Annotated in this window: 12 protein-coding genes, 1 tRNA gene and 1 pseudogene; 8 read left to right on the top strand and 6 right to left on the bottom strand. The window is 71.2% G+C overall.

All coding sequences use genetic code 11. The features are described 5' to 3' along the window. The 3 genes from AWZ10_RS17225 to AWZ10_RS17215 all read right to left on the bottom strand — a co-directional run. The coding region (locus tag AWZ10_RS17225) for an MsnO8 family LLM class oxidoreductase (protein ID WP_159058295.1) at positions 1 to 387 on the bottom strand (387 nt) is incomplete at its 3' end. Positions 388 to 607: 220 nt separating this feature from the next. Continuing rightward, positions 608 to 1,339: a maleate cis-trans isomerase family protein gene (locus AWZ10_RS17220; protein WP_060891500.1), complete on the bottom strand. Its 732-nt coding sequence runs from the start codon at positions 1,337 to 1,339 to the stop codon at positions 608 to 610. After that, entirely contained in the window at positions 1,336 to 2,145 is an 810-nt protein-coding gene (locus AWZ10_RS17215) for a maleate cis-trans isomerase family protein (RefSeq protein WP_173531657.1), read from the bottom strand. The genes AWZ10_RS17220 and AWZ10_RS17215 overlap by 4 nt, the downstream gene beginning before the upstream one ends. 164 nt (positions 2,146 to 2,309) lie before the next feature. Here AWZ10_RS17215 and AWZ10_RS17210 point away from each other — a divergent pair, with 164 nt between their 5' ends. Beyond that, positions 2,310 to 3,269 (top strand): D-2-hydroxyacid dehydrogenase, encoded by a 960-nt coding sequence (locus AWZ10_RS17210; protein WP_060891499.1) that lies wholly within the window; start codon positions 2,310 to 2,312, stop codon positions 3,267 to 3,269. Positions 3,270 to 3,289: 20 nt separating this feature from the next. After that, on the top strand, positions 3,290 to 4,699 hold the full coding sequence (locus AWZ10_RS17205) for an amidase (RefSeq protein ID WP_060891498.1): 1,410 nt from the start codon (positions 3,290 to 3,292) through the stop codon (positions 4,697 to 4,699). Between the two features lie 281 nt (positions 4,700 to 4,980). On the opposite strand, the gene AWZ10_RS17200 is transcribed toward AWZ10_RS17205, so the two are convergent. Then, a complete protein-coding gene (locus tag AWZ10_RS17200; protein WP_060891497.1) occupies positions 4,981 to 5,475 on the bottom strand; it encodes a DUF3830 family protein in 495 nt (164 codons plus the stop codon). A gap of 147 nt (positions 5,476 to 5,622) precedes the next feature. Here AWZ10_RS17200 and ehuB point away from each other — a divergent pair, with 147 nt between their 5' ends. The 6 genes from ehuB to AWZ10_RS17170 all read left to right on the top strand — a co-directional run bounded on the left by ehuB (position 5,623) and on the right by AWZ10_RS17170 (position 10,017). Then, positions 5,623 to 6,558, top strand: coding sequence for an ectoine/hydroxyectoine ABC transporter substrate-binding protein EhuB (ehuB, locus tag AWZ10_RS17195; RefSeq protein WP_046708691.1), 936 nt, complete (start codon positions 5,623 to 5,625; stop codon positions 6,556 to 6,558). Further along, on the top strand, positions 6,555 to 7,421 hold the full coding sequence (gene ehuC, locus AWZ10_RS17190) for an ectoine/hydroxyectoine ABC transporter permease subunit EhuC (protein ID WP_060891496.1): 867 nt from the start codon (positions 6,555 to 6,557) through the stop codon (positions 7,419 to 7,421). Before ehuB ends, ehuC begins: the two co-directional genes overlap by 4 nt. After that, a complete protein-coding gene (gene ehuD, locus AWZ10_RS17185; RefSeq protein ID WP_046708689.1) occupies positions 7,418 to 8,068 on the top strand; it encodes an ectoine/hydroxyectoine ABC transporter permease subunit EhuD in 651 nt (216 codons plus the stop codon). The genes ehuC and ehuD overlap by 4 nt, the downstream gene beginning before the upstream one ends. A gap of 10 nt (positions 8,069 to 8,078) precedes the next feature. Further along, entirely contained in the window at positions 8,079 to 8,855 is a 777-nt protein-coding gene (gene ehuA / locus AWZ10_RS17180) for an ectoine/hydroxyectoine ABC transporter ATP-binding protein EhuA (protein WP_046708694.1), read from the top strand. Between the two features lie 214 nt (positions 8,856 to 9,069). Next, complete coding sequence (locus tag AWZ10_RS17175; protein WP_046708688.1) at positions 9,070 to 9,828, top strand: IclR family transcriptional regulator; 759 nt, start codon at positions 9,070 to 9,072, stop codon at positions 9,826 to 9,828. Positions 9,829 to 9,943: 115 nt separating this feature from the next. Further along, positions 9,944 to 10,017 (top strand) — tRNA-Lys (locus AWZ10_RS17170). 123 nt (positions 10,018 to 10,140) lie between these two features. On the opposite strand, the gene AWZ10_RS17165 is transcribed toward AWZ10_RS17170, so the two are convergent. Both AWZ10_RS17165 and AWZ10_RS53700 read right to left on the bottom strand, forming a co-directional pair. Next, entirely contained in the window at positions 10,141 to 10,794 is a 654-nt protein-coding gene (locus AWZ10_RS17165; protein WP_046708687.1) for a response regulator, read from the bottom strand. Then, positions 10,779 to 10,932 (bottom strand): annotated as a pseudogene (locus tag AWZ10_RS53700) (sensor histidine kinase); the annotation flags it as partial. The pseudogene AWZ10_RS53700 and the gene AWZ10_RS17165, both read right to left, overlap by 16 nt.

Genomic DNA, 10,932 nt, shown 5'->3' with positions numbered 1-10,932 from the left:
GGCGCCGTCCGTGCCGGGGGCGCGGCCGAGGCCGAGGTCGACGCGGCCGGGGGCCATCGCTTCGAGGGTGCCGAACTGCTCCGCGATGACCAGGGGGGCGTGGTTGGGGAGCATCACGCCGCCTGAGCCGAGGCGGATGCGGGTGGTGTGGGCGGCGAGGTGGGCGAGGATCACGGCCGGGGAGGACGAGGCCACGCCGGGCATGGAGTGGTGTTCGGCCACCCAGTAGCGGTGGAAGCCGCGGGATTCTGTCTGGCGGGCGAGGTTGACGCTGGTGCGCAGGGCATCCGTGGCTGTGCGGCCGACGCCTACCGTGACCAGGTCGAGGACGGAGAGAGGGACCGGCGCGGTGCCCTTGGCTTCGCCTCGTATCTCGTCTGTGGTCACGGTGGGGCCTCCTGCGGGCGGATCGGTGGCGGCTACGGTCCGGGCTAACAGGAGGGTGGCTCCGGTTATTCCCGCGCCCGCCGCCCCTACCCGTCCCGTCCCCAGGGGCCGCGCCCCTTCCACCCCCGAGGCGCGGCTTCGGTGAGGGCTTGTCGCGCGGTTCCCCGCGCCCCCGAGAACGGGGTGCGGGGCTCTCGCCCGGAAACCGTTCGCCCCGGCACTAGACCTGCACGATCGGCTCGCGTGTGAACAACGTCCCCAGCTCCGGGGCGTTGACCCTCCTGTCCGCCAGCCTCAGGGCCTCCCAGACCGTGACCTGGTTGGCGGTGAGGACCGGTTTGCCGAGTTCCTTCTCCAGGGTGGGGATGTGGGAGGCCGTGTGGAGCGCCGTGTCCGGGAGGAGGAGGGCCTGGGCATCGGGATGGTCGGCCGAACGGGCCAGGGTGAGGGTCTCGTCGAGGCCCCAGGTGCCCACCTCCGCCGCCGTGATGATGCCCGCACCCCGTACCGACAGGACTTCCACGCCTGCCGCTGCCAGGAAGTCGACGAAGAGCCGGGCCACGTCGTCGGGGTAGGTCGCCGCCACGGCCACCCTGGAGGCTCCCACCTCCCGGGCCGCGTGGGCGAAGGCGAAGGAGGTGGAGGAGGCGGGGAGGCCCGCCGCGCGGGCGAGGGCGCGGATCTGGTCGTGGGCGCCTTCGTAGCCGTAGACGAAACTGCCGCTGGTGCAGGCCCAGACGACGGCCTCCGCGCCGGAGAGGCGCAGGGCCTCGCAGCCGGCGGCCAGTCGTTCGGGGGCGCCCATCTCGCGCAGGGCGTCCACGCGGTGGGCGTCCTCGCCGATGTCGGTGTGCACCACGTCCACCCTGATGTCGCTGCCGAGCAGTTGCTCCATACGCGGATAGTCGTCCTCGGCGGAGTGGCCCGGGTAGAGGAAACCGAGTGAGGTCATGCCCAACCTTCCTGTTCTTCCGGCAGTACCGGCGGTGGCGGAACAGGTCCCGCACCGAACGTCTGCCTGGCCGACTCGTCGAGCAGAGCCTGGTACGGACCCACCGCCCGGGTACCCAGATGACGCAGCGCCGCCCATATCGTCACCTGGTTGGCCGAGAGAACGGGCATCCGCAGTTCCGCTTCCAGCTGGGGGATGACGTCGTACGTGGGGAGGTTGGTGCAGGAGATGAAGAGGGCGTCCGGCGTCGCCGAGCGGACCGCGCGATGGGCCATGGCGACCACATCGTGGTACGGAACCTTCCAGATGTGCCGGACCAGGCCGAGCGAGGCGCGGCCGGTGACCTGGATGCCCGCCTCCGCGAGGTACTCCTCCAGGGACTGGGTGACCGAGTCGGTGTACGGGGTGACCAGCGCGACACGGCGCGCGTTCAGCTCGGCCAGGGCGGCGAGCATCGCGCCCGAGGTGGTGACCGCGTGCACTGCGCCCGCGCGGGTCATCGCCTCGCCCATCGCGCGCTCCCCCGCGACCCCGCCGACGAAACTGCCGCTGGTACAGGCGTAGGCCACGACCTCGGGCGCGACCTCGTTCAGGGCCCGGACCGCATCGTGGAGCGTCTCGTGCTCGGAGACCAGCCGGGCCAGGTCGAGGCTCACCTCGACCGGGACGTACGGGGTCCGGGTGAGGTGGAGGGAGACGTCGTCCGGGACCCAGCGCCACAGCTCGCGGTCGAGGGCGAAGTCGAACGGGGCGATGACACCGACGCCGCGCTGCGGCAGGGGCCCACCGAGGAAGGAGACGTTCATGACAGCCACCGGCCTCACGGAGAGAGAAGTGTGGACGACAGACCGTGCGCAAGTCCGTGTTGACGAAGGTAGGTTCGAGTGCGAGCGTGGTCAATCAGTGCATGTCACACGCATCCCGTGGGGCCGGTAGAGCCGCTTCCGTTTGTGATTGGTGTCTTACGCCTATGACCTCGTCGCACCGCCCGCACCTCCTCGTCCTCGACACCGAGCCGCGTCCCCGGCTCGGACGGCTCACCGGGCGGGCCACGATCGAGTACGTCGACGCCTCGACGCTGGCCGAGCGCCTGCCGTACGCCGATGTGCTCCTGGTGTGGGACTTCGCGTCCCGTGCGGTGCGGGACGCCTGGCCGGGCGACGGGCCCCGGCCGCGCTGGGTGCACACGGCGAGCGCGGGCGTCGACCATCTGCTGGGCCCCGGGCTCGCCGCCGACGAGGACACGGTGGTGACGAACGCGCGCGGGGTCTTCGACGCGCCGATCGCCGAGTACGTCGCCGCGCTCGTCCTGGCGATGGCCAAGGATCTGCCGCGCAGCTGGGAGTTGCAGGGGCGGCGGGAGTGGCGGCACCGGGAGACGCTGCGGGTGGCGGGCGGGCGGGCCTGTGTGGTGGGGTCCGGGCCGATCGGGCGGGCCGTCGCACGCCACCTCAAGGCCCTCGGCCTCCATACGGCCGTGGTCGGCCGGGCGGCGCGCGCCGGCGTCCACGGTCCGGAGGACCTCGACCGGCTGCTGGCCCGCGCCGACTGGGTGATCGCGGCCGCGCCGCTGACGGAGGCCACGTTCGGCATGTTCGACGCCCGGCGGTTCGGGGTCATGCAGCCGTCCGCGCGGTTCGTGAATGTGGGGCGTGGGCAGCTCGTGGTGGAGGACGCGCTCGTCGAGGCGCTGCGGAAGCGGTGGATCGCGGGGGCGGCGCTGGATGTGTTCGAGCGCGAACCGCTGGGTCCCGACGATCCGCTGTGGGAGGTGCCGGGGCTGATCGTCTCTCCCCACATGAGCGGGGACACGGTGGGGTGGCGGGACGAACTCGGCGCCCAGTTCGTGGAATTGTTCGAACTGTGGGAGGCGGGAAAGCCGCTGCCCCACGTGGTCGACAAGCAGCGCGGGTACGTACCCGGACACTGAACTCCCCTGGGAGGGGCCGCATGTCGGAGCCGACGCGATTGACGGAGCTGTCCGCCCTACGACTCGTCGAGGGGTACCGCAAGGGCGAGTTCAGCCCCGTGGAGGTGGCGCGGGCGACGCTGGAGCGGGCCGAGCGGGTGCAGCCGGACGTGAACGCGTTCGTGCGCGTCGACGCCGAGCCGGCCCTCGCCCAGGCGCGGGAGTCGGAGGGTCGCTGGCGGCGCGGGGAACCGGCAGGGGCGGTGGACGGGGTACCGGTCACGGTGAAGGACATCCTGCTGATGCGGGGCGGGCCGACGCTGAAGGGCTCCAGCACGATCTCGGCTGCGGGTGGTTGGGACGAGGACGCGCCCTCCGTGGCCCGGCTGCGCGAGCACGGTGCCGTCTTCCTGGGGAAGACCACGACGCCCGAGTTCGGCTGGAAGGGCGTCACCGACTCGCCGCTGAGCGGGGTGACACGGAATCCGTACGACCTCTCGCGTACGGCCGGGGGCTCCAGCGGGGGCGCCGCGGCGGCCGTCGCGCTCGGGGCGGGGCCGCTGGCGCTGGGCACGGACGGGGGTGGCAGCGTGCGTATCCCGGCGGCCTTCTGCGGGGTGTTCGGGCTGAAGCCTACGTACGGGCGGGTGCCGCTGTATCCCGCGAGTGCCTTCGGCACGCTGGCGCATGTGGGGCCGCTGACGCGGGACGCGGCGGACGCCGCGCTGATGCTGGACGTCGTCTCCGGGCCCGACACGCGGGACTGGTCGGGGCTCGGGCCGGCGCCCGGGTCCTTCGTGGACGCGCTCGCCGGTGGGGTGCGGGGGCTGCGGGTCGCGTTCTCGCCGTCGCTGGGCGGGCAGGTCGCCGTACAGCCGGGCGTCGCCCTCGCGGTGCGGCGGGCCGTGGAGGGGCTCGCCGGGCTGGGGGCGTACGTCACCGAGGCCGACCCCGACTTCTCCGATCCCGTCGAGGCGTTCCACACGCTGTGGTTCAGCGGGGCGGCGCGGGTGACGCAGCGGCTGGGGCCGCGTGAGCGGCTGGTGTTGGACCCCGGGTTGCGGGAGGTACGGGAGCTCGGGGCGTCCATGTCCGCGCTGGACTATCTGGCGGCGGTGGATGTGCGGATGGATCTCGGGCGGCGGATGGGGGCGTTCCATGAGCGGTACGACGTGCTTGTCACGCCCGCCTTGCCCGTGACGGCCTTCGAGGCGGGGGTGGAGGTGCCGGGTGGGTCCGGGCATCGGCGGTGGACCGGGTGGACGCCGTTCACGTACCCGTTCAACCTGACGCAGCAGCCTGCGGCGAGTGTGCCTGTGGGGGTGGACGGGGGTGGGTTGCCGGTGGGGGTTCAGGTGGTGGCGGCTCGGCATCGGGATGATCTGGTGTTGCGGGTGGGGCATGCGTTGTACGAGGCGGGGGTTGCGGGGGTAGTGCCGCCCCGGCTCTGATCACCCCCGCCGCTCCTACCCGTCCCGTCCTCCAGGGGCGCTGCCCCTTCGACCCCGAGGGGGGTGCGTGGTCGGGTGCGGGTGGGTGGGGCTTCTCGCGCAGTTCCCCGCGCCCCTGAAAGACCAGGCCCTACGGGCCTGAAAAGCGACGGCCCTGCAGGCCTGAAAAGCACGGGGCGCAGCCCCTGCTTTTCAGGGGCGCGGGGAACTGCGCGAGCAACCACGAACCACCCGCACCCGCCGAACGACCGCGCCCCCGGGCCATTGGGCGCCCTGCGCCGTCATGCCCGGCTGAACCGCAGGCTCTCCCCCAGCGCCCCCGCCCTCCACAGGTCGTTGCACGCCTCCGCCATCTCGTCCAGGCCCGACACCACCTGGCCCCACACGATGCCCGGCACCCACCCCACATCCCCGTTCAACAGCAGGTTGTTGCGTTCGTAGAAGAGGGCCAGGTCGACGAGGGTCGCGCCGGGGCGGACCTCCCGGTCGTAGCCGTACGCGCTCGTCGCCAGCTCCGTGCCGGCGAAGGAGAAGTAGCAGAGGTCACCCGGGATGGGCGTGACGGTGGGGTTCTCCAGGGGTGGCTCGCGGTCGGCGAAGGGTGGGAAGAGGGCGTAGATCTCGTTGCGGGCGTACTTGGCGTGGTAGACGTCACCGGACAGGGGCAGGGCGTCCCACACCGCCGCACAGGTGACCGGCGCGCGGTCGTCCAGCAACCGGGCCGTGCAGCGGACCCCGCGCCGGTCGAGCGCGATCTCGACGTGCCGTTCCGCCATCGACGCCTCCTTGCATCATCACGTCCGTCCGGTGGCGCCTGCCCCGTGGCCCGGGCTTCAACCACGCCCGTTCGCCGCGGGCACCGGTGCGTGAAGGACCGGAAAAGAACTGGCATACCCGTTGCCGCCTCGGGTAGCCGCGCGGCCATGGCTCGATTGCACACACACGACAGGAAAAGCCGACATCCCAGCAGACCCGGCATCCCCCGCCGCACCCTGCTCACCGGCACCGCCGCCCTGGTCAGCACGGGCGCGGTGGTCGGTGCGAGCAGCGGGTGCAGCCGGGTGGCGACCGCGGACACCGGCGACGGCGGACAGCTGTTGCAGCAGCTGCGGGCGAAGGGCACCGTCCGGCTGGGCATCGCGGGTGAGCAGCCGTACGGCTACATAGGCAAGGACGGCGAGATCACGGGCTCCGCGCCGGCCATCGCGACGCGGATCTTCCGCAGACTCGGCGTCGATCACGTCGAACCGTTCCCGACCGAGTTCGGTTCGCTGATCTTCGGGCTGAACTCCCTGCAGTTCGACGTGGTCGCCGCCGGCATGTACATCAACCCGGAGCGCTGTGAACAGGTGCTCTTCGCCGACCCCGAGTACCAGATGAAGGACGCCTTCATCGTGCCCAAGGGGAACCCGAAGAAGCTGCGCACCTACGCCGACATCGCGCGGACCGGGGCCCGTATGGCGACCGGCATCGGCTACGCGGAGATCGACTACGCCGAAGCGGCCGGGGTGAAGAAGATCGACACCCTGCCCGACCAGCTGGCCGGTCTCCTCGCCGTCGAACAGGGCCGGGTCGACGTGTTCGCGGGCACCGCCGTCACCGTGCGGAACGTGGTCGAACAGACCAGGAGCACGAAGGCGGAGGCGACCGACGAGGTCACCCCCATCGTGGACGGCAAGCCGGTCGTCGACGTCGGCGGGTTCGCGTTCCGGATGCCCGAGCGGAATCTCCGGGACGCCTTCAACCGCGAGCTGCACAAGATGAAGCGGAGCGGGGAGCTGCTGGAGGTCATGCGGCCCTTCGGGTTCACGAAGGACCAGATGACCGACATCAGGGCAGAGGAGAAGTGCCGCCCATGAGTGCCATGAACGACATGACCGCCATGGGTTCCGTGAGTGCCGTGAACGAGGTGACCGCCGCCGGTTTCCTCGACGGATTCACCTTCGGCTCGGGCCTGTGGGAACTGCTCCTGCGCGGTGTGTGGATCACCGTCCAGCTGACCGTGTACGGCGCGGCCCTCGGCGCGGCCGTCGCCTTCGCCGTGGGGCTCGCCCGGCAGCACCGGCTGTGGATCGTGCGGTTCGTGGCGGGCGCGTACTTCGAGATCTTCCGCGGCACCTCCGCCCTGGTCCTGATGATCTGGGTGTTCTTCGTGGTGCCGCTGACCTTCGGCTGGCAGCTCGTCCCGATGTGGGCCGCCGTGCTCACCCTCGGCTGCACGTACGGCGCGTACGGTTCGGAGATCGTGCGGGGCGCGGTGGCCGCGGTACCGGCGGCGCAGCGCGAGGCGGGGGTGGCGCTGAGCTTCTCACCCGCCCAGCGGATGCGGAAGATCGTGCTGCCGCAGGCCTGGCCGGAGATGGTGCCGCCCTTCTGCAATCTGCTCATCGAGCTGCTGAAGGGCACCGCCCTGGTGTCCGTGCTCGGCGTCGCCGACACGACCTTCGCCGCCCAGCTGGTGCGCAACGCCACCGGGCAGAGCGCGCCCGTCTACACGGTGATCCTCGTCATGTACTTCGTCCTCGCCTTCGCCATCACCCGGGTGATGCGCCAGGTCGAGCGGCGGGCCAAGGCCGGCGTCGGCCGGGCCCCCGCGAAGGGCGTCCCCGGGCCGCGCGAGGCCGTCGCCGGGCGCCCCCAGGACCTGGCCGCAGCGGGTGCGGGAACAGGAACGGGAACAGGAACGGCCGCGAAGACGTCGGCCCCCGGAGGTGCCTCATGAAGTGGGACTGGTCCACACTGGGCGACTTCATGCCGGCCTTCTGGGACGGCGTACTGGTCACCCTGCAAGCCCTTCTCTGGGGCTCACTGCTCGCCTTCTCCCTCGGCCTGGTCTGGGCCCTCGCCCAGCGCTCGAAGCTGAAGGCGGTGCGCTGGCCGGTCAAGGCGGTCACGGAGTTCATCCGCAACACCCCGCTGCTGGTCCAGCTGTTCTTCCTCTTCTACGTACTGCCCGAGTGGGGCCTGACCCTGTCCGCGCTGGCCACCGGCGTGCTCGGCCTCGGGCTGCACTACTCGACGTACACCGCCGAGGTGTACCGCGCCGGTATCGACGGGGTGCCCGCCGGCCAGTGGGAGGCGGCGACGGCGCTCAGCCTGCCGCGCTCGCGCACCTGGACCGCGGTGATCCTGCCGCAGGCGCTGCGCCGGGTCGTGCCCGCCCTCGGCAACTACGTCATCGCGATGCTGAAGGACTCGCCGATGCTGATGACCATCGGTGTGCTGGAGATGCTCGGCGAGGCCCGCCAGTTCGGCTCCCAGACCTTCCAGATGAACGAGGCCATCGTGACCGTCGGCATCGCCTTCATCGTCATCGCGTACCCCGCCTCCCTCCTCCTGCGAGCCCTGGAGCGTCGTCTTGTCCGCTGACACCCCGCTGATGAAGGAACCCGAGTCGCCCGGCACGCGTCCGGCCGACACCGGTGAACTGATCCGCTTCGAGAACGTGACCAAACGATTCGGCAGCAACACCGTCCTCGACCGGCTGGACTTCTCGGTCGACGCCGGCAAGCACGTCACGCTGATCGGCCCGTCCGGCTCCGGCAAGACGACGATCCTGCGGCTGCTGATGACCCTCACCAAGCCCGACGAGGGGAGGATCACCGTCGCCGGGCAACAGCTGTACCCGGCGAGCGACAAGCAGTGCCGTGAGGTCCGCAAGAACATCGGGATGGTGTTCCAGCAGTTCAACCTCTTCCCGAACATGAAGGTGCTGCGGAACATCACCGAGGCGCCCGTCAACGTCCTCGGGCTCTCCAAGGACGAGGCCGAGGCGCGCGCCCGCGAGCTGCTCGACCTCGTGGGGCTCGCCGACAAGTGCGACTCCTACCCGAGCCAGCTCTCCGGCGGGCAGCAGCAGCGGGTGGCGATCGCGCGGGCGCTGGCGATGCGCCCGCAGGTGCTGCTCCTCGACGAGGTGACGTCCGCGCTCGACCCCGAGCTGGTCGCGGGCGTCCTCGACCTGCTCGGCGACATCGCCCGCACCACCGACATCACGATGCTCTGCGTGACCCATGAGATGAACTTCGCCCGGGACATCTCGGACCAAGTTCTGATGTTCGATTCCGGCCAGGTGATCGAGTCGGGCAGCCCCGACAAGATCTTCGGCGATCCGTCGCACGAACGAACGCGCGAGTTCCTGAGCGCGGTCCTCTGACTACGCCGAGCGAACGGGCGAACGCGTGGGAACAGGCGAGGTCCACCCGCCGGGCCATGCCTTTGGCATATGCCAGAGTGCTGGTCCGGCAGTTGGGAGGCCCGGAGGACCGGGGAATTTATCGTGAACAACCCCTCCGCGCAGGGCTCTTGGGCCGTATCGTGGGAAACGGCAAGCTGTCCGAAAAACGGCCCGAGAAGCGCAGGGGGAAACCGTGGCGCTCAAGCACGAGCCGACCGCGCCGTACCACTCGGCCCAGGACGCCCTGCGCGTCCTGGAGACGGTGGCGCAGCACGCAGGTGGCGTCACCGACGCCGAGATCGCCCGTCGCACCGGCGTCGACAGCGAGCGCCTGACCGCGCTCCTGCGGATGCTGCGCCGCGAGGGATACGTGGAACAGACCACCGACGGCGCCTACGTCACCGGTGCCGCGCTCGCCCGGCTGGGCTCCGCGGAGGGTCATGACCAGGCCCTGCGCGAGCAGCTCCAGCACACCCTCGACCGGCTGCGCGACTCGGTGGGCGCCGCCGTCTACATCACCCGATACCTCGACGGCGAGATCCAGGTCACCGGCTGGGCCGACGGCCCGGCCATGCCCGCGGTCCACGAGTGGGTCGACTTCCGTTCCTCCGCCCATGCGACCGCCTTCGGCAAGGGCCTGCTGGGGCAGCTCGACCTCAACGGCCGCCGTGACCATCTCTCGCGCCACCGCCCGGCCCGGCTCACCGCCCGCACGATCACCAACGAGAAGGTGCTGCTGAGCAAGCTCGACGCCCAGACGCCCACGGTCCCGGTCCTCGACCTCCAGGAGTACGCGCCGGGCACGGTCTGCGCGGCGGTCCCCATCACCGCGGGCTCCGCCGTGGGCTGCCTCGCGCTGTCGCTCCCGCTGGAACACGCGCACCGGTTGCGCGCGGCGGCGCACACACTGAACCGGGGAGCGGCGCCGCTCCTGCTCTCGTTGGCGATCTAGACACGCGGGGACGTACGGAGATCCAGCTCACGTTTAACTGGTCGAAGGCACCCCGACGGACCAGGTAGTATTTTCTCTGTTGCCAGCCGCCGAAGGCGGATGGGCGACAGAGTCTGCGCCGCTAGCTCAGTTGGTTAGAGCAGCTGACTCTTAATCAGCGGGTCCGGGGTTCGAGTCCCTGGCGGCGCACGGTGACGATGGCGAGGCATGTTCGCAGAAAGCGCGAACCTGCCTCGCCATCGTCGTTTTTGCGTGGCTCCGCCGCGCGGGGTGAGGGCTCCGCCACCCACACCCCCTTCCGCCGTGCGGGCCTCAGCCCCGCAGGTAGGCCAGCACCGCCAGCACCCGTCGATGCGTGTCCTCCGCCGGCGGCAGGTCCAGCTTCCCCAGGATGTTCCCGATGTGCTTGCCGACGGCCGCTTCGGTGACGACCAGGTCGCGGGCGATCGCCCCGTTCGACTTGCCCTCGGCGACCAGCCCGAGCACCTCCCGCTCGCGTGGGGTGAGCGCCGTCAGCGGATCACGCCGGCGCCGCAGCAGTTGCCGTACGACCTCGGGGTCGACGACCGTGCCGCCGGCCGCGACCCGCTGCACCGCCTCCGCGAACTGTTCGACCTGGCCGATGCGGTCCTTGAGGAGATAGCCGACGCCGGTTCCGTCGCCGGTGTCCAACAGCTCCGCGGCGTAGGCCCGTTGGACGTACTGGCTGAGGACGAGGACGGGCAGGGACGGGTCCGCCGCGCGTAGTTCGAGGGCGGCGCGCAAGCCTTCGTCGGTGAGGCCGGGCGGCATCCGTACGTCGGTGACGACAAGGTCGGGGGCGTACGACGGCACGGCCGCCGTCAGCGCCTCCGCGTCCCCGACCGCCGCGACGACCTCGTGGCCGAACCGGGTCAGGACGCCGACGAGTCCTTCCCGCAGCAGCACGCTGTCCTCGGCGAGCACGATCTTCAGCGCTGCGGGCACGGGATCTCCAGGGACAGGACGGTCGGGCCGCCGGCCGGGCTGTTCACGGACAGTCTCCCATCGAGCACGGCGAGCCGGTCGGCGAGTCCGGTCAGGCCCGTGCCCCGCGCGGGGTCGGCGCCGCCCGCCCCGTCGTCC

The organism is Streptomyces europaeiscabiei (assembly GCF_001550375.1).
GTDB lineage: Bacteria > Actinomycetota > Actinomycetes > Streptomycetales > Streptomycetaceae > Streptomyces > Streptomyces europaeiscabiei.
The sequence above is the reverse complement of the archived record's forward strand: the minus strand, read 5'-3'. Positions and strand labels throughout refer to the sequence as shown.

Coding starts and splice junctions, on each gene's coding strand:
- AWZ10_RS17220 (WP_060891500.1), bottom strand. CDS start 1,339: ATGACCTCACTCGGTTTCCTCTACCCGGGCCACTCCGCCGAGGACGAC.
- AWZ10_RS17215 (WP_173531657.1), bottom strand. CDS start 2,145: ATGAACGTCTCCTTCCTCGGTGGGCCCCTGCCGCAGCGCGGCGTCGGT.
- AWZ10_RS17210 (WP_060891499.1), top strand. CDS start 2,310: ATGACCTCGTCGCACCGCCCGCACCTCCTCGTCCTCGACACCGAGCCG.
- AWZ10_RS17205 (WP_060891498.1), top strand. CDS start 3,290: ATGTCGGAGCCGACGCGATTGACGGAGCTGTCCGCCCTACGACTCGTC.
- AWZ10_RS17200 (WP_060891497.1), bottom strand. CDS start 5,475: ATGGCGGAACGGCACGTCGAGATCGCGCTCGACCGGCGCGGGGTCCGC.
- ehuB (WP_046708691.1), top strand. CDS start 5,623: ATGGCTCGATTGCACACACACGACAGGAAAAGCCGACATCCCAGCAGA.
- ehuC (WP_060891496.1), top strand. CDS start 6,555: ATGAGTGCCATGAACGACATGACCGCCATGGGTTCCGTGAGTGCCGTG.
- ehuD (WP_046708689.1), top strand. CDS start 7,418: ATGAAGTGGGACTGGTCCACACTGGGCGACTTCATGCCGGCCTTCTGG.
- ehuA (WP_046708694.1), top strand. CDS start 8,079: ATGAAGGAACCCGAGTCGCCCGGCACGCGTCCGGCCGACACCGGTGAA.